Raw genomic sequence first — 18000 nt, forward strand, 5'->3', positions numbered from 1 at the left:
GCGAATCGCCCGGACGCGCCGGATCATCCACGATAAGCCTTACCTATCGGCTAAACCCGGTTTTAGACGCTAAAAAGGCGCCGTCGCAAACCCTGAACCAATTCCTGTCCCCGGCAGGCGAGGGACGCGAACGTTCCTGCGTCGGGAGCATCACCGGACGCCCTAGAGAAATGGAGCAGGATCGACGGCCGACTGCCCTTTTCGAAGCTGCACAAGCAGGCTCGATCCTGATCCGGACATGGAGCCGATGGCGGCGCCTTTCACTAGAGTCTGGCCCGGTGCGGCGTCCAGTGTCCCAAGACCAGCCAGAACGAAACGATAGCCCCGTCCGCAGTTGAGAATCAGCATCTGCCCATAACTGCGGAATGGCGACGCGAATTCGACCGTTCCCGCACAAGGAGAGCGGACACTGGCGCCGGGGGATGTACGAAAGGTCATCCCTGAAGCCGGGCCTGATTCTGTTTGCTGTCCCCACGCCGTGACGAGAGTGCCCGCCACTACGCCGCCGCCGCCGCGTGCGTGGCTGGAAACTGGTCCTGCGCTGGAGGCTGTCGGGCCAGCCCCATCGCCATCCGCCAACCGCTTTGCGCGGTTGCGAGCCTCGGCCGCTGCGGCAAGGCGGTGGGCGCGTTCAGCGGCTTCGGCTTCACGTTGGAGTTGCGCCATCGCGGCGGCTTCGGCCGCGACGATATGGGCTATCGCGTCCTGTAATGAAGAGGCGCGGGCTGCTTCCGTCGCGACGCGCGCCGAGGACTGGCGCGCAGCCGCGTTGGAGCGGATCTGCGCGTCGCGCGCCGCGCGCGTCTGCGCCGCCAGCGCGCTCTGTTGCTGGCTCTGGCTGTGTTCCAGCGCGTTCGCCTCGGCCAGACGGGAGGACAAGGTCTTGTCAAGCTCCACCAATTCCGCATTGCGTTTCCGCAGCGTCTCCGCGTGACTCTCCAGAGACGTCGAAAGGCCGCGGATGATCAGAAGGCCAGTCACTGCGTCGGACGGGGACAATGGGTTGGCCAGCAGCGTGTCGGCAGGGTAGAGGCGCAGCCTGTTGGCGAGCGGCAGCACGGGTGCTACGGCCTTAGCGTCTTCGGACAATGAGTCACGCAGATGCTGTTGCTCCTGCCGGAGGGCGGCGATCTGATCGCGGACGGACTGCACCTTCGCATCCGTTTCCTGAAGCCGTGCGGCTGCCGCGACGGTCGCGGCGGACAGGGCCGTGGCTTTGGCCTTGTCGTGCGCCGCCTGTTCGGCGGCGGCCGTGCTGGTCTGCCGCGCCGCAGCCAGACGTGTCGCCTGCTCGTCTCGTTGCTTTTTCAAAGCAGTTTCCTGAGCGCGTGCGGCGTCCAGCGCCGCGCGCGAGGAGTGTGCGCTGGAGGCTCGCGGGTTCGCGGGCGCGGTCTTGCTTGTGCCGGAGGTTCTATGTTGGGCGGCATGATGGTGCGCCGCAGCCGACGATGCGACGGGAGAGGCGGCCAGAGAGACTGCCACTGCGGGCGCCAGCAGCCGAAGCACGGATGACCGGCTGGCGATCATCGGTAAGGAAGAGGCTCCCCGGCATGCCGGGGGCTGCATCGGCGCTGTGCTGAATCCGCTTGCTAAAGACATGATGAAAACAGGCCGCTGCATTTTCAAGGGCGCAGCCACGTCATCCGCCGCAGCTCGTCGGGGCGCTCGCCGTGGGCTGCTCCAACGAAAAATGCGATCAGGCAGGGGCGCGCTTTTATTGGCTGACACACTTGAAACGACGGCCAGATACGCGCCGCGTTGCTTTGTTTTTCCACCACCCGCCAGTCCGGATCGTCAACCTCACGCTGAAGCGGTTTCGATCAATGACTGCCCCGTCATCGCTTCGGGCTGGGCGACCTTCATCAGCGCGAGCAGCGTCGGCGCGAGATCGGCGAGCCTGCCGGGTCGCAAGGTGACGCCGGGCACGCCCGCGAGCACGCAGGGCACCTGGTTGAGCGTATGCGCCGTATGCGGGCCGCCGGTCTCCGGGTCACGCATAAGTTCGCAGTTACCGTGATCCGCCGTCACCAACAGGGCGCCGCCCTGACGCGCAATTGCGTCGGCGATTTTGCCAAGGCCGGTGTCCACCGTCTCGACGGCCTTGATCGCGGCTTTCAGCACGCCGGTATGGCCGACCATGTCCGGGTTGGCGAAATTAAGCACGATCAGGTCGTATTTTCCGCTGTCGATCGCCTCAACCGCGCGATCGGTCAACTCGGGCGCTGACATCTCCGGTTGTAGGTCGTAGGTCGCGACTTTCGGCGACGGCACCATAATCCGGTCTTCGCCGTCGAACTGCGCTTCCCGACCGCCGTTCAGGAAGTAGGTGACGTGCGGATATTTCTCGGTCTCGGCCATGCGTAGCTGCGTCTTTCCTGCCGCTGACACGACTTCTCCGAGAAGCTGCGTCAGGCTCTGCGGCGGAAAGAGAACGGTCGTCAGCCTGGCCAGATCGTCGCTGTAACGCGTCATGGCGACCGCCGCCGCGAAGCGCCGCACGGCCTTGCGCTCGAAGCCCGTGAAGTCCGGATCCAGCAGGGCGTTCAGCAGTTCGCGGATACGATCGGCGCGGAAGTTGAAGGAGAGAATTCCGTCGCCGTCCTTCATGCCTGCGTAATCGCCCAACACGGTTGGTTCGACGAATTCGTCGGTGACTTCCGCCTTGTAGGAAGCGTCCAGCACCGCCCCGGCGGACTCCGCTCTCGGACCGGAGGCTGACGTCAGAACGTCATAGACGCGCGATACCCGCTCCCAGCGATTGTCGCGATCCATGGCGTAGTAACGGCCGGAAATAGAGGCGACGGTGACGCCATCGGGCATATCAGCGAGCAGTTTCGCTACGTAATCCTTTCCCGATTGAGGAGCCGTGTCGCGCCCGTCGGTGAAGATATGGAACGCCACGGGCACGCCGGCGGCTGCGACGATGCGTGCGAGCCCGACTGCGTGATCCTGATGCGCGTGGACGCCGCCGGGGGAGACCAGCCCCAGCAAGTGGCAGGTTCCACCGTTCTTTCGAAGCGTATCGATGAATGCGGTCAGCACCGGGTTGGCGGCGAGGCTGCCGTCGCGGAGGGAGCGGCTGATTCGGGGGAGTTCCTGCATCACGACGCGACCGGCCCCGATGTTCAGGTGCCCGACCTCGGAGTTGCCCATCTGGCCATCAGGAAGGCCGACGTCTTCGCCGCTTGTGTCGAGGAAGGTGTGTGGGCCTTCCGCCCAGAGCCTGTCGAAAGTCGGCGTCGACGCCTGCCGCACGGCATTATCGGCGTCATCTTCGCGCCATCCGAAGCCGTCGAGGATGACCAGCATCGCCGGGCGGCGAGGGGAGGCGAGCGGTGTGCTTGAATCCGACATGGACGTCTCTGCATCGGCTGTTTGTTTACGCCATGATGGCACTCTGACGTCGCCCTTCCAAGGCGTTCACATCAGCGCAGGCAGTTTCGCGATAAAATGGCGGCCCGTTTTTCTCGGCAGTTTTACCGTTGATCCGAGGCAGTATGCGGTTAACGGGGGTTGAGACGTCTCGGCGGCAGTGGGCGGACCTCGTTCGTCATGACCGTTTTTTCATCTGCGGCATCTTTGCCCGCGGTGCGTCGGGTGACCATTTCTTACCACGCAGGCGTGGCGGCTGTTTGACGGTCCCAACCTGTGCGAGCGGGTAAGCGCCGTGTCCATGCGAAAGCTTGTTTGACGCGGTAGCCCGCTCGCGGACTATAAGCCCCAACAAAGCCCCGAAATGCGCTATTGTCGTTGCGCTTCAGGAGCGAAACGACAGAAAGGTCCAGAACGATGTCCGACGATCCTCAACCCGTGTCCCTCTGCGGCGTGCTGAGCGAAGAGCAACTGCGCATTCTTCGGCAGCACGGGACCGAGCGCCCTGGCTCCAGCGAACTCAATCATGAGAAGCGCGAAGGCGTTTATCGCTGCGCCGCATGCGGGACTCCGCTGTTTTCGTCTGAGACGAAATACGAGAGCGGCAGCGGTTGGCCGTCTTTCTTCGCGCCGGTCGCGGGCGCTGTGGAAACAGAGACCGACGAAAGTCTTGGCATGGTGCGAACCGAAGTTCATTGCGCGAAATGCAAGGGACATCTTGGACACGTGTTCCCCGATGGACCACCGCCCAGTGGCCTGCGCTACTGCATGAACGGCATCGTTCTTGATTTCCAACCCGGTTCTTCGTCCGAGCCTGCCTGAACGGCTCGGAACGCCAAGCCTTTCCACCCATCACGGAGCAAGCCCGTCGTAATGTCAGAAGCCGCATACCCCGCAAACGTCGTGATCGTCGATCACCCGCTGGTCCAACACAAACTGTCACGCCTGCGCGACGCCGCGACGTCCACTGCGGGATTCCGGAGGCTGGCGCGCGAGATCAGTCTTCTGCTCGCCTACGAAGCGACCCGGGATCTGAAGCTTGAAGACGTCGAGATCGAAACGCCGCTTGAGAGAATCACCGGCAAGCATCTGTCCGGTAAAAAACTCTGCTTCGTTTCGATCCTGCGGGCCGGAAACGGCATACTGGATGGGATGCTCGATCTCGTGCCGTCCGCGCGCGTCGGGCACATTGGTCTTTTCCGTGATCCGGCGACGCTTCGACCGGTGGAATACTACTGTAAGTTGCCGGACGATATCGAGGCGCGTGATTGCATCGTCGTCGACCCGATGCTGGCCACCGGGCATAGCGCCGTCGCCGCCATAGATAGCCTCAAGCGCGTAGGCGCAGGCACCATCATTTTCGTGTGCCTGCTCGCGGCGCCCGAAGGCGTCGCCTGTCTGGCGGCGGCGCATCCGGACGTGAAGATCATCACCTGCGCTGTCGATCGCGAGCTCGACGATCACGGTTATATCCGGCCCGGTCTCGGTGACGCGGGCGACAGGCTGTTCGGAACAAAATAATCGGTTAAATTAACTGATAAAATTGCGTTTTGGTCAGACGGAAAGGAGTTTTTTGCCCGTTTCGTCGCCAGAACGCACATCGGTTGATGCGGCTTCGCGCGCGGATGGGGAGCGGAGCCCCTCAAGGATATCTTCGTTGACATCGACAAGAGGTTTCAATGTCACGCCATGCATCATGGCGTTGATGCTGTAACGGGTCGCCCAAAGCGCCAGTTTGCTCAGGTTGGCGCGAAGCCCATGAGGAAAGCCGTTGTTATCGGCTCCGGTTTCGCGAAGAATTGCGGACCAGAGCTTTTGGTTCAGGTTCAGCGCATGTAGGCGCGATTTCTGATCGTGCGCCGCGCGCAGATGACGGATGGCTTGTTCGAAAGCCAGAATTTCAATGTCTCGAGGAGACATTGTAGACGCTGTGTTCTGGTTGTAACGCCGTATACCGTAGTTCATCGGGCGGTCCTTGCTTCGTGATGACGACTGATGAAGTCAACCGAAGTCTGTCAGGAATTCACTTAAGATCGGTGAATGATTTTCGATAATTGACTGACGGAGTAGTCTACCTTGCGTAATGACGCATCTATTCAAATTTTCAATATTTCTTGAATTATACTAAAATATTTACGATTCATGTGTGAGAAATTTCTGGGCGAAGTCGGAACTTCGCCCAGCGATGCTCTTTTAGCGGAACAGAGTCAGAATGTTCTGCGAGGAGGACTTCGCCAGCGATAGCGAGGAAATAGCCAGTTCCTGCTTGGTCTGGAGCGAGGTCAACTTGGCGCTTTCTGCAGCCATATCAGCGTCCGTCAGTGCGCCTACCGTGGACGTCAGAGAGTCGGACAGGTTCGACGAATAAGTCGTCATGCCTGTGATCGTCTGCGTGTTTGTGCCCAGCGTGGACGCAACGTTCGTCATTGCGGTGATAGCGTTCTGAACGACCGACACCATATCGGAGATCGCGTTAGCGCTATAAGCGGTTCCGGCGGAATCCGTGCTCTGTTCGGTCAAAACGCCCGCCGTCGTCACGAATACGTTCTTTCCGGCCGTCGTGACAGACGCGTCGCCAGCAGCCATTCCGGACGAGAGACCAAGCGCGTCGGTGAGGGTGTTTGTGTCGGCTGGTTTCGCGAAGTTGGTCCCAACGGCAACGACCGTTCCGGAGATATCCGTGGAGGTCAAGGCGTTTGTGATCGTTGACGTGGAGCCCTGCAGGCCAGTGACGTAGGTGAGGGTCCCTGCAGTGACGGCGCCAGTGGCTGTCGCGCCCTGGTTCGCAGTGTTCGCATCGGTCGCGCTGGTCAGCAGGTTGACGCCGTTGACCGTCGCGTTACGGGCGAGCGTGTTGATCTGGTCCAGATAGCCGTTGATTTCCTGAGCGGTCTGGGCCAGCGCCGTCGTATCGCCCTGATTCGAACCAAGCGACGTCACCGCAGTCTGCAGAAGTTGCAAAGTGCTGATGATCTGGCTGGTTGCGGATGAGGTCGTGCTGACAGTTTGCGCGGCAGTGGAGAGGCCGTCGTTAACTGCGGACAGACCGGAGATGTTCCCGCTGATCTGCTGCGAAATGGCGTAGGTGGCAGGGCCGTCGGACGCGGTCGAGACCTTCAGGCCGGTCGACACTTCGTTCTGGGCTTCGTTCAGGGCGTCGGTCGTGGCGTTGAGGGACTCAAGGGCCACCATGGCGCCGACATTGGTGTTGATTGAAAGCGACATCAGATTTTCTCCGTTGGAACTGCATTTTTTGCAGCAACGACATCTGACGTCAGAAAACCTAAGGTGGAGTTAACAGGATGAATAATTAGACGCCTAAATCTTTTTTGGTCGCCCCCAATACTGCGTCCTCATGCCTGATAATCCGTCGCGCCAGTTTCAAGGCCGTATACAGATCTTCCTGCTCTGCTGACGCCAAGGCGGACGAAAGCAGTTCCCGCGCCGTTTCCGACGTCGTCTCTTTCGAAAAAATTTCTATATAATAACGGGCTTCCGAAAATGCCGACGTGCGCTCCTCCGGCGTTCCGACATAGGCGGTCTGAAGCGCGTAGTAGATTCTGCGCGCGGGCGTGTTGGCCTGCTCTGGAGGAAGAAGCTGGCGGCCGAAGAGAAACCGCGCCTGATTGGTCAGTCGAATCTGCGCGGAGGTCAGAAAATGTATGCCGGCGCCGTTGATGATCATCCGATCATTCGCATCCAGCCTTATCCCAAGCCCCGCCACCCGTCGTCTCCGTTATGCGTGTTTCGCATTCATAGGCGTAGTCGAGAGATATGTAATTTCGGTTAATTTCTATCTGCTTATGTGATTTCGGAAAGTTTGCGGTGATCCTTTTCCCGGCGGGCGCGTTATTCGCATCAAGGGCCTGATCAATGCATCACAGGAGAAGTCAGGATGTCAGATCACGTTTACCGCGTCGTAGAGGTCGTCGGATCGTCCGGGAAGTCGGTCGAAGCAGCGATTGAGAACGCCGTTTCGACGCTGGCCAAGGACGAAAAACACCTTCGCTGGTTCGAGGTGACCAGCACGCGGGGCCACATCGAGCATGGAAAGGTCAGCCATTATCAGGTCACCCTGAAAATCGGGCTCACGTTGGACGACAAATAAGCGTCGCCCAACCGGGCAGGCGGGATCAGACCCGCCTGACGATATAGGATGCGGCGAGTGCGGTAGTGATATCCTGCGCGTGCTGCGGGTCGCGCGCCTCGATCATGACTTCCAGTTCGGCGGCCTGCACAGACGGCGCCGCGAAGAGGCGCTGGTGCGAGACCTCGAGGATATTGCCGCCAGCTTCCCCAATCGTCCTGGAAATGTCGGCGAGCACGCCCGGCCGATCCGGGATTTCCATAGCCAGACGAAGCAGCCGTCCGTCGCGCAGCATCGCCCGAAGCAGGGTGTTGGCGAGGATGCGGCTGTCGATGTTGCCGCCGGTTATGGGAATGGCGACGCGTTTTCCGGCAAACAGATCGGGCCGTTTTATGACGGCGGCGAGCGCCGCTGCGCCTGCGCCCTCGCTCACCTGTTTCGTGGCTTCGGCGAGCATGGTGATCGCGTCTTCCACATCGCGTTCGCTGACGACGACGATGTCGGAGACGTATTCCTTGATCACGTCATATGGGCGCCTGCCGATCTTCAGCACGGCGATGCCCTCGGCGATCGTGGCGCCACCCGGCGGCGTGATCTCGGCTCCGGGAAATGCGGAGAGGGAGGAGTAGCTCTCAACCTGCACGCCGACCATTTTCATATTCGGACGCAACGCGCGGGCCGCGACGGCCGATCCGGAAAGCAGCCCGCCGCCGCCGATCGGCATGACCAGCGCGTCGAGTTCGCCTGCGTCCTGACAAAGTTCGAGGGCGAAGGTGCCTTGCCCGGCCATGACGGCGTCATCGTCGTAGGGATGCACGAAGACGCGACCTTCGCGCTCCTGCAGATCGTTCGCGAACAGTGTCGCTTCCGCGAAATTGTCGCCCTCAAGAATGACCCGCGCGCCCCAGCTTGTGGTGCGCGTGACTTTTCCGGCAGGGGTGAAGCGGGGCATCACGATGACGGCGTCGATACCCAGCAGGCTCGCGTGACGCGCGACGCCCTGCGCGTGGTTGCCCGCCGACACGGTGATTACGCCGCGCGCGCGCTCCTCGGGCGTCAGCAGGGCCAGTTTGTTGGCCGCGCCGCGCTCCTTGAACGATCCTACTGCCTGCAGGTTGTCCAGCTTCAACGTAATCTCGGCCCCGGCCGCGCGGGACAGGGTATGGGAGGGCACGGTCGGCGTGCGAAGCACGCGCCCTTCTATCCGCGCGGCGGCGGCCAGAACGTCGTTGAAGGTGATCACGGGTCGGGTACCGTTAAGCGTAGATGACGGAGAGGATTTCGTAAGTCCGGTCGCCGCCAGGGGCGGGAACCGATACGGTGTCTCCAATCGACTTGCCGATCAGGGATTTCGCGAGTGGGGAAGACACGGACAGCAGGCCCTGTTTGATGTCGGCCTCGTGGACGCCGACGATCTGGTACGACGCTTCCTTGTCGGTCTCTTCGTCGACAAGCTTCACGCGTGCGCCGAATTTCACCTGATCGCCCGACAGGGTGGACGGGTCTATGACCTCAGCCGTCGAGATGATTTCTTCAAGCTCGAGCACCCGGCCTTCGACGAAGGACTGGCGTTCGCGCGCGGCGTGATATTCAGCGTTTTCGGACAGATCGCCATGTTCGCGCGCTTCGGCGATGGCGCGGATGATCGCCGGACGCTCTTCGGATTTGAGACGACGCAACTCGTCTTCAAGTCGTTGCAGACCGGTTGCGGTCATCGGAACTTTCTGCAAGGCGCCTAATCCTCAGGTAACGGAACGAAAAAGCGCCGGAAGGCTCACTGGAAGCCCTCCGGTGGTCGGAACTCGTCTGGAAAATCCGGGCTGCAATCGCGCGCGACGCAGCCCGCTGTAAAATCAGAACGATCCACGAAAATAGGACTGAAGCGGCGCGACTTCAAGCGGCCCTTCCAGCATTGCGCTGATTGCATAGGTCGCGGCCCGTGCGCCCGCCATCGTGGTGTAGTGCGGAATGCCCATGGTCAGGGCCGAACGGCGTATGTCGTAGCTGTCCTTAACTGCCTGCGCGCCCTGTGCGGTGTTGATCACCATCTGGACCTCGCCGGAGCGGATGGCGTCCACGCAGTGCGGGCGGCCTTCCAGCACCTTGCTCACGATCGCCACCTCGATTCCGGCCTCGCGCAGCCTCGCAGCTGTGCCGCGGGTGGCGAGGATCGAGAAACCCATCTGGATCAGACGGCGACCCAGAGGCGCAAGTTGCGCCTTGTCGCCGTCGCGCACCGACAGGAACACCGTCCCGGACAGGGGCAGCTTCACGCCGGCGCCGAGCTGGGATTTCGCGAAAGCGCGTTCGAAGGACGTGTCGAGGCCAATGACCTCACCGGTCGAGCGCATCTCCGGGCCGAGGATTGTGTCCACTCCCTGAAAGCGGTGGAACGGGAACACGGCCTCCTTGACGGCGACGTGTGGCACGACGGCCAGATCGTCCAGCTTGAACTCGCTCAGTTTCGAACCAGCCATGACCCGCGCGCCGATCTTCGCCACCGGCACGCCGGTCGCCTTCGCGACGAACGGCGCGGTGCGGGAGGCGCGGGGATTCACCTCCAGAACGAAGATCTCCTGATCCTTTATGGCGTACTGGACGTTCATCAGACCAACGATGCCAAGTTCGCGGGCCATTGCCTCAGTCTGCGCCTTCAGTTCGGTGACGATGGCGGGAGAGAGTGTGTACGGCGGCAGGGCGCAGGCGCTGTCGCCAGAATGGATGCCCGCTTCCTCGATATGCTCCATGACGCCTGCGACATAGACGTCCGAACCATCGGCGATGCAGTCCACGTCCGCCTCGATCGCGTCGTTCAGATAGTGATCGATCAGCACCGGGCCGGACGACACTTCCGGTCCGGCCAGCAGCAGCACCGTCTTCATGTAGCGTTGCAGACCGGCGCGGTCGTAGACGATCTCCATCGCGCGGCCGCCAAGCACGTAGGACGGGCGCACCACCACCGGGTAGCCGACGCGCTCGGCCACGTCTTCCGCTTCGGCGGGGTTGCGGGCGATGCCGTTTTCCGGCTGGCGCAGGCCGAGCTTGCGCAGCATGGCCTGGAACCGTTCGCGGTCCTCGGCGCGGTCGATGGCGTCGGCGGGGGTGCCGAGCAGCGGAATGCCCGCCTGTTCCAGAGCGTGCGACAGCTTCAGCGGCGTCTGGCCGCCATACTGCACGATGCAGCCCAGAACCTCGCCGCGCTCCTGCTCCTTGCGGATCAGGGCGATTACGTCTTCGGCGGTCAGCGGCTCGAAATACAGACGATCAGAGGTGTCGTAATCGGTCGAAACCGTCTCGGGGTTGCAGTTGACCATGACGGTCTCAAGCCCGGCCTCGCGCAGGGCGTAGGCGGCATGGACGCAGCAGTAGTCGAACTCGATGCCCTGACCAATCCGGTTTGGGCCGCCGCCGAGGATGATGACCTTCTTGCGGTCCGTCGGATGCGATTCACAGACCGGCGCGCCGAAGCCGCCTTCGTAGGTCGAATACATATAGGGCGTCGCGGAAGCGAACTCGCCCGCGCATGTGTCGATGCGCTTGTAGACCGGCAGGACGCCTGCGGCCTGACGCAGCGTCGTGATTTCGGACGCCTTCGCGCCGGACAGACGCGCCAGTTGCACGTCGGAGAAGCCCATCGCCTTGAGCGTGCGCAGACCGCGCGCGTCTTTCGGCAGGCCATGATCGAGCACGCGCTTTTCTGCCTGCACGATCTTTTCCAGTTCGCGCAGGAACCATGGCTCGAAGCGGCAGGATTCGGCGATTTCCTCGACGGAAAGACCTGCGCGCAGCGCCTGCGCCGCCATCAGGATGCGCTCCGGGCGCGGCTGGGACAGTTCGGCGCGGAAGGCGTCCACGCCGCCGTCGCCGGGCGCCTCGACGGGGTCGAGCCCGGTCAGGCCGGTCTCCATCGAGCGCAGTCCCTTCTGCAGGGCTTCGGGGAACGAGCGGCCGATGGCCATCGCCTCGCCGACCGACTTCATGGACGTCGAGAGCAGTGCAGGGGTGCCGGGGAATTTTTCGAAGGTGAAGCGGGGGATCTTCACGACGACGTAGTCGATGGTCGGCTCGAACGAGGCGGGAGTCGTGCCGGTGATGTCGTTGGTGAGTTCGTCGAGCGTGTAGCCGACCGCGAGTTTCGCCGCGATCTTGGCGATCGGGAAGCCGGTCGCCTTGGACGCCAGAGCGGAAGAGCGCGAGACACGGGGGTTCATCTCGATCACCACCATGCGCCCGTCGACCGGGTTGATGCCGAACTGCACGTTCGATCCGCCAGTCTCGACGCCGATGGCGCGCAGGCACGCGATCGAGGCGTCGCGCATCCGCTGGTATTCCTTGTCGGTCAGCGTCAGCGCAGGCGCCACCGTGATGGAATCGCCGGTGTGGACGCCCATCGGGTCGATGTTCTCGATCGAGCAGACGATGATGCAGTTATCGGCCTTGTCGCGCACGACCTCCATCTCGAACTCTTTCCAGCCGAGTACGGACTCCTCGACCAGAATTTCGGTCGTGGGCGAGGCGTCAAGGCCGGAGGTTACGATCTGGTCGAACTCTTCCTTGTTGTAGGCGATGCCGCCGCCCGACCCGCCCATGGTGAAGGAGGGGCGGATGACGGTGGGAAGGCCTATTTCCTTCAGGGCTTCGCGCGCTTCTTCAAGCGTATGGGCGATCAGGCTCTTCGGGCTTTCGATGCCGATGGCGTCCATCGCCTCGCGGAACTTCTGACGGTCTTCGGCGCGGTCGATCACGTCCGCCTTCGCGCCGATCAGTTCCACGCCGTGCTTGACCAGAAACCCGGAGGCGTCGAGCGCCATGGCGGCGTTCAGCGCGGTCTGTCCGCCCATGGTCGGCAGAATCGCGTCCGGCTTTTCCTTCAGGATGATCCGCTCGAGGAACTCCGGCGTGATGGGCTCGACATAGGTCGCGTCCGCAAGGCCGGGATCGGTCATGATCGTGGCCGGGTTGGAGTTCAGCAGGATGACGCGATAGCCCTCTTCCTTCAGCGCCTTGCAGGCCTGCGCGCCGGAGTAGTCAAACTCGCACGCCTGGCCGATGACGATAGGGCCTGCGCCGATGATGAGGATGGAGCGGAGGTCGGTCCGTTTGGGCATGGGCGTCAGTCCTCTGAATAGGCCGGGTCGGAACCCATGGCGCGGATGCGAAGGAGGTAGTTCTCAAAGAGGGGAACAGTGAAGGCGACCTCGCCATGAGCGGGGCTGTAGATCATGCCCTTGCCGATCAGCGCGGTGCGCAGAGGGGCGAGGGCGGCGGTCCGGGCGTTCATCCGTTCGGCGATTTCGCCCGAGCGGTGGGCTCCGGGGCCGAGTTCGGCCATCGCCTGACAATACTCCCGCTCGCGCGGGGTCAGGCGCTCGTAACGCATGCGGAAAAATCCTGCGTCAAGCGAGGTCAGCGACACCTCCGTCGCCACGGCGATGTCGCCGGGCAGGATCATGTCGCCATGCGCCACGTTCCAGGCGTGGTAGGCCCATTCCTGGATGAAATAGGGGTAGCCTTGGGTGATGCGGATCACCTCGTCTACGGCGGCCTGCGTGAAATCCACACCCTCTCGCTCGGCGGGTGGACGCAGGGCCTCGGCGGTCTCGTCCGGGGACAGGGGGCCGAGAACGGGAAATTCGAACAACCGCTCGGCATAGGAGCGGGAGCGGCCGGTCATCGCCACGACGTGCGGCAGTCCCGCGCCGAGCAATACGACAGGCAGTCCCTCGCGCATCACGCGGTGCATAGCCATGATCAGCGCGCCCATGTCGAGCTCGCTGAGGCCCTGTATCTCGTCCACGAACAGGGCGACTCCTGTCTGGCGCGACCGCGCGGCGAGACCCAGCGCGGAGATCATGTCCGGAAGATCGGTCTCCAGATCGCCGCTGTCGGCGGTGCCGCGTTCGGGCTCAACGTCCAGCTCGATGGAGAAGCCCATCGGATGGTGAATCCGCAGGCCCGCCGCGAAGCTTTTGAGAACGCGAAGGCCCCGTTTCACCTGTTCGGTGACTGCGCCGAGCCGGTCTAGTTCCAGCATCATGCGGCGGACATGCGGGGCCAGAAGCTGGCCCAGCGGCTTGTCCTCGCTCGCTTCGATGAAGCAGGTCAGATACCCGGCGCTTTCGGCGAGTTGCTGCGCACGGCCAAGAACGACGGTTTTGCCCACGCCGCGCAACCCGGTGGCGATGAAGCCGCGAGCGCTCTTCCCGGCAAGGGCGCGCTGCAACGCGATCCCGGCCTGCGTGAATAGCTCGTGCCGTCCAGCAAGTTCAGGCGGAGACGCGCCGGCGCCCGGCACGTAAGGGTTGCGGACTGGGTCCATAGCCGTTGTGGCGGGGCCTGCTTACGCCGCGTTCTTCGCGGCGTGCGCGTCGATCATCGCGACGAAACGCTCGAACAGGTAGAAGCTGTCCGACGGGCCGGGCGAGGCTTCCGGGTGGTATTGCACCGAGAACGCCGGCAGCGTCTCGGAGGCGATGCCTTCGTTGGAGCGGTCGAACAGGCTGACATGCGTCACGCGCACGTCGTTCGGCAGGGATTTTTCATCCACCGCGAAGCCATGATTCTGGCTGGTGATCTCCACGCGCCCGGTGGACAAATCCTTCACCGGCTGGTTTGCGCCGCGATGCCCCTGCGCCAGTTTGTAGGTCTTCGCGCCGAGTGACAGCGCCAGAAGCTGGTGACCAAGGCAGATGCCGAACACCGGCACGCCCGCATCCAGTACGCCGCGTATCGCAGGGACTGCGTATTCCGCCGTAGCCGCCGGGTCTCCGGGGCCATTGGACAGGAAGACGCCTTCGGGCTTGAGCGCCAGAATTTCTTCGGCGGAGGTCGTCGCGGGCACGACGGTCACGTCGCACCCGACGGTCGCGAGGCAACGCAGGATGTTGCGTTTGGCGCCGTAATCGACGGCGACGACGCGGCGCAGGCGCTCCGGCAGGGGCTTCGTTGCGGCGGGCCATTCCCACACGCCCTGATCCCAGGCGTAGGGCTTGTCGCAGGTGACGGCCTTCGCGAGGTCCATCCCTTCCAGCCCCGGCCATGCGGCGGCTTCGCGCTGGAGCGCGTCGATGTCGAGTCTGCCGTCGATGGCGTGCATCAGCACGGCGGTCTGCGGGCCGCCATCGCGGATGCGCAGTGTGATCGCGCGGGTGTCGATGTTGCAGATGCCAGGAACACCGCGCGCCTTGAGCCACGCGTCGAGATCCTCGGTCGCGCGCCAGCTCGCAGGTTCGGTGAGGTCCTGCTTCACCACCAGTCCGCGCGCCGAAACCTTCGCGGCCTCGTCATCCAGCGCGTTGGCACCCACATTGCCGATATGAGGGAAGGTGAAGGTGATGATCTGCCCGGCGAAGGACGGATCCGTCAGGGTTTCCTGATAGCCGGTCATGCCGGTCGAGAAGCACAGTTCGCCCACGGCGGCGGCGGGCGTCGGCGCGCCGAAGGCGACGCCCCAGAACACCGACCCGTCGGCGAGGATGAGGGCGGCGGTTGCGCCTTCAGGCGCGGTGACGGCGGCGGTGCTGGCGGAAGGCTGCATGTCGGAGGTGCGTCCCTGGGCGTGAGTGACGGAGGAAGGCGTGTCGGCGACGTCGGGTTGCAGGTCTTCGAGCGCGACGCCTGCGGCCCGCGCTACGGTTGGCCAGTGCTTCGGCGGAATGGCGCGCGCCTGCCGCCATTTGCGCACGGCTTCCGTGCCTACGCCCGTCAATTCGGCCGTTTTTTCCGGTCCGCCCAGGCGTTCGATGATGCTATCTACTGAAAGCCGCATGTTCGCGTGTCTCCCTGCCGCTCTGGTCTCCTATCAGGCCGGAATGGTGTTGGGAAGAAAATTCCCGCAGGTGCGTGACTTTGCTTTGTGGGAAAAAAATTCTTTCCGGCTGACGCCTCATGCGTGAGCCAGCGGCCGGTGTCGGCCGAATTGTCGGCGCGAACCATGTCGGTGGAACGGCTCCGCAGGACATTCTTCTGTGGCCCGGAGGCGTCCTGTCGGGCATGACGTGCGGATTGTGAGTAATTTGCCGATCTGGAGTTGACCCGATGACTGAAACCCTACCGTTTCGCGCCCGGCTGACCGCCGATATCAAGGAAGCGATGAAGGCCGGGGAGAAGGAGCGTCTCGCGACCCTCCGTCTGATCGGCGCCCGCCTGAAAGACGCCGACATCGCGGCGCGTCCCGAAGGTAATGGCGACATCAGCGACGACAAGATCGTCGCCCTGCTGCGTGGCATGGTGAAGTCGCGTGATGAATCGGCGGCGATGTATCGCGACGGCGGACGTCCGGAGCTGGCCGCCAAGGAAGAGGGGGAGATCGCGGTGATTCGCGGTTATCTCCCGCCGGAAATGGACGACGCAGCGCTGGCGGCCGCAATCGCAGACGCAGTTAATGCGACCGGGGCTTCGACCATGAAGGATATGGGCAAGGTCATGGGTGCGCTGAAGGCGAAATTCGGCGCCAATCTCGACCTGGGTCGGGCCAATGCCGTGGTCAAGTCGACGCTCGGCGGCTGAAGGGGCGCATGTCGGAGCCAGCGATCACGGGCGAGCGTTCTGTAGACCTCTTCGGGGGCTGCCGCGCTTTGCGCGTGATCGTCGATGACGGATCGCCTCGGGTATGTGGCGTGGCGCCGTGAGTCTCGATCCCGCCTTTCTTGACGAACTGCGTGCTCGCACGCCCATAGCAGCCCTGATCGGGCGGCGGGTGAAGCTCGCGCGGTCTGGTCGCAACTGGAAGGGGTGCTGCCCTTTCCACGGCGAAAAGACGCCGTCCTTCTACGTTTATGACGATCATTTCCACTGCTTCGGGTGCGGCGCGCATGGCGACGCCATTTCGTTCGTCATGCAGATGGAGGGAAAATCTTTCCCGGAAGCGGTCGAGAGTCTGGCGGGCGAGGCGGCGCTGGAAGTGCCGAAGGCCAGCCCTCGCGCCCGTGAGGAAGCTGCGCGCGCACGTTCATTGGGCGATGTGCTTGAAGCGACGCAGCGGATCTGGTGCCGCGATCTTTACGAACCGACCGGGCGGGCCGGGCTCGACTATCTGCGTGGCCGTGGCCTGACTGCCGAGACCATCGCCGCTTTCGGACTGGGCTGGGCGACGGATCGGCGCGGGGCATTGGTCGACGCCCTGCGGCCGCTAGGGATCGCCCCGGACGCGATGGCCGAGGCCGGATTGATGCGTCTGGACGAGGACGGACGCCCGAAGGGTGAACTGTTCTGGGGACGCGTCACGTTTCCGATCCGCGACCGGCGGGGAGACCTTGTCTCTTTCGGGGGGCGGATACTCGGCGACGGTCAGCCGAAATACCTCAACGGCCCGGAGACGGCGCTATTCTCCAAGCGCCGCCTGCTCTTCGGTCTCGATCGCGCCCGCGCAGCGATCCGCGCGCCGCGTCCGAAAGGCGCTGCGGCGGTCGAAGCGGTAGTCGTCGAGGGCTACATGGACGTGATCGCCTTGCATCAGGCGGGTTTTACCGGCGCGGTGGCCCCGCTGGGCACGGCGCTGACGTCGGAGCAGCTTGAAGTGCTCTGGCAGGTCGCTCCTGCGCCTATTCTATGCTTCGACGGCGACGCCGCAGGGCGACGGGCGGCCATCCGCGCGGCCGAAACGGCGATGCCCCTGCTGAGCGCCGAGCGCGGACTGCGCTTCTGCGTCCTTCCGGACGGGGAGGATCCGGACAGCCTGATCCGCAATCGCGGCAGGGAGGCTGTCGTGGCGATGTTCGCCGGGGCCAGTCCGCTGTCGGAGATGCTGTTCGAGCTTCTGGCCGAAGGCACGCCCGCCAACGCCACGCCGGAGCAGCGTGCTGCGTTGCGCGCGCGTCTGATCGAGACCGCGGCGAAGATTCCGGACAAGGGGCTGGCGTCGGAATACCGGGCCACGTTGCTGGATCGGTTTTTCGCGACGTATCGGGGACGGCGCGGAGGCGCGGGACTTCCTGGCAATCGGCGCACGGGAGGTCGCAGCGGCTCATGGAATGGCCGTGACGCCCGCGTCGTCGATATTCCTCCGCCGCCAGCTGGGGCGAGCGGCCCGAGTGGCGTTGACGCGCGGTTGGGGATGCTTGCGGTCATAGCGATGCGTCATCCCGAATTGATCTCCGGCGTGGAGGACGCGTGGTGCAGGCTGGATTTGCCGCCGGATCAGGCTGAGTTGCGTGAGGCGCTGCTCGACTATGCGTCGTCCGGCGATCTCTCCGGGCAGGGAGGGGGGGGCGATGGCGCGCTGGAGGAACGGGTTTTGAGCGCTCTGGCGTCGCGTGGTCTGCGTGAGCGGGCGGAAGCGTTGATTCGTAATTCCTGTCTGCCGCGTCCCGGCGCCACCTTTGGGGACGGGTTGACCGATGTGGCGCCGGAGGTGCGCTGGTGGCACTTTTACGCCAGCGTCAATCGTCAGCGCTTCGAGGCGGAGATCGCACAGGATACGCAAAGCTGGATCGACGGCGGCCTCGACCCGATCGTTTGGGACAGGCTCAAGTCGAGGCTGGAGGCTCAGGCCTCCCTTCGCGTGCTGGAAGACGGATCGTTCTGAAGCGCTGGTGCCAAGT

Annotated in this window: 16 protein-coding genes; 6 read left to right on the top strand and 10 right to left on the bottom strand. The window is 63.4% G+C overall.

Going from position 1 to position 18000, the window contains the following annotated elements:
• Nucleotides 1–162: 162 nt before the first annotated feature.
• Nucleotides 163–1527: a murein hydrolase activator EnvC family protein gene (locus J2D73_RS06075; protein ID WP_207880315.1), complete on the bottom strand. Its 1365-nt coding sequence runs from the start codon at nt 1525–1527 to the stop codon at nt 163–165.
• 273 nt (nt 1528–1800) lie between these two features.
• Complete coding sequence (gpmI, locus tag J2D73_RS06080; protein ID WP_207880317.1) at nt 1801–3354, bottom strand: 2,3-bisphosphoglycerate-independent phosphoglycerate mutase; 1554 nt, start codon at nt 3352–3354, stop codon at nt 1801–1803.
• A gap of 435 nt (nt 3355–3789) precedes the next feature.
• On the opposite strand from gpmI, the gene msrB reads away from it, so the two are divergent.
• Complete coding sequence (gene msrB, locus J2D73_RS06085; RefSeq protein WP_026399298.1) at nt 3790–4194, top strand: peptide-methionine (R)-S-oxide reductase MsrB; 405 nt, start codon at nt 3790–3792, stop codon at nt 4192–4194.
• A gap of 51 nt (nt 4195–4245) precedes the next feature.
• The gene (upp, locus tag J2D73_RS06090; RefSeq protein WP_207880319.1) at nt 4246–4893 is read left to right on the top strand and encodes a uracil phosphoribosyltransferase; all 648 of its coding nucleotides are present in this window, start codon (nt 4246–4248) and stop codon (nt 4891–4893) included.
• A gap of 33 nt (nt 4894–4926) precedes the next feature.
• Here the strand turns inward: upp and J2D73_RS06095 are convergent, their stop codons facing one another.
• From J2D73_RS06095 to J2D73_RS06105, 3 genes are all read right to left on the bottom strand, one after another.
• Nucleotides 4927–5337: a flagellar biosynthesis regulator FlaF gene (locus J2D73_RS06095; protein WP_207880321.1), complete on the bottom strand. Its 411-nt coding sequence runs from the start codon at nt 5335–5337 to the stop codon at nt 4927–4929.
• Between the two features lie 228 nt (nt 5338–5565).
• Nucleotides 5566–6597 carry a flagellin gene (locus J2D73_RS06100; protein ID WP_207880323.1) on the bottom strand — a complete coding sequence of 344 codons (1032 nt, stop codon included), beginning with the start codon at nt 6595–6597 and terminating at the stop codon, nt 5566–5568.
• An 85-nt stretch (nt 6598–6682) separates the two neighbouring features.
• Complete coding sequence (locus J2D73_RS06105; protein WP_207880325.1) at nt 6683–7096, bottom strand: flagellar biosynthesis repressor FlbT; 414 nt, start codon at nt 7094–7096, stop codon at nt 6683–6685.
• 171 nt (nt 7097–7267) lie between these two features.
• Between J2D73_RS06105 and J2D73_RS06110 the strand changes: the two genes are divergently transcribed.
• Complete coding sequence (locus J2D73_RS06110; protein WP_207880327.1) at nt 7268–7480, top strand: dodecin; 213 nt, start codon at nt 7268–7270, stop codon at nt 7478–7480.
• 25 nt (nt 7481–7505) lie between these two features.
• Here J2D73_RS06110 and J2D73_RS06115 read toward each other — a convergent pair whose 3' ends face one another.
• The 5 genes from J2D73_RS06115 to carA all read right to left on the bottom strand — a co-directional run bounded on the left by J2D73_RS06115 (nt 7506) and on the right by carA (nt 15227).
• Nucleotides 7506–8702 (bottom strand): threonine ammonia-lyase, encoded by a 1197-nt coding sequence (locus tag J2D73_RS06115; protein ID WP_207880329.1) that lies wholly within the window; start codon nt 8700–8702, stop codon nt 7506–7508.
• A 13-nt stretch (nt 8703–8715) separates the two neighbouring features.
• Nucleotides 8716–9189, bottom strand: a complete 474-nt coding sequence (greA, locus tag J2D73_RS06120; RefSeq protein ID WP_026399304.1) for a transcription elongation factor GreA — start codon at nt 9187–9189, stop codon at nt 8716–8718.
• A 123-nt stretch (nt 9190–9312) separates the two neighbouring features.
• Nucleotides 9313–12567, bottom strand: a complete 3255-nt coding sequence (gene carB / locus J2D73_RS06125; RefSeq protein ID WP_207880333.1) for a carbamoyl-phosphate synthase large subunit — start codon at nt 12565–12567, stop codon at nt 9313–9315.
• Between the two features lie 5 nt (nt 12568–12572).
• A complete protein-coding gene (locus tag J2D73_RS06130) occupies nt 12573–13778 on the bottom strand; it encodes an ATP-binding protein (protein ID WP_207880334.1) in 1206 nt (401 codons plus the stop codon).
• A 21-nt stretch (nt 13779–13799) separates the two neighbouring features.
• A complete protein-coding gene (carA, locus tag J2D73_RS06135; protein ID WP_207880336.1) occupies nt 13800–15227 on the bottom strand; it encodes a glutamine-hydrolyzing carbamoyl-phosphate synthase small subunit in 1428 nt (475 codons plus the stop codon).
• 119 nt (nt 15228–15346) lie between these two features.
• Here carA and J2D73_RS21010 point away from each other — a divergent pair, with 119 nt between their 5' ends.
• From J2D73_RS21010 to dnaG, 3 genes are all read left to right on the top strand, one after another.
• The gene (locus J2D73_RS21010; RefSeq protein ID WP_279380897.1) at nt 15347–15469 is read left to right on the top strand and encodes a hypothetical protein; all 123 of its coding nucleotides are present in this window, start codon (nt 15347–15349) and stop codon (nt 15467–15469) included.
• A gap of 27 nt (nt 15470–15496) precedes the next feature.
• Nucleotides 15497–15967, top strand: coding sequence for a GatB/YqeY domain-containing protein (locus J2D73_RS06140; protein WP_207880338.1), 471 nt, complete (start codon nt 15497–15499; stop codon nt 15965–15967).
• A gap of 118 nt (nt 15968–16085) precedes the next feature.
• A complete protein-coding gene (gene dnaG / locus J2D73_RS06145) occupies nt 16086–17984 on the top strand; it encodes a DNA primase (protein WP_207880340.1) in 1899 nt (632 codons plus the stop codon).
• Nucleotides 17985–18000: the final 16 nt, after the last annotated feature.

It is taken from the genome of Acetobacter sacchari (assembly GCF_017377715.1).
Lineage (GTDB): Bacteria > Pseudomonadota > Alphaproteobacteria > Acetobacterales > Acetobacteraceae > Acetobacter > Acetobacter sacchari.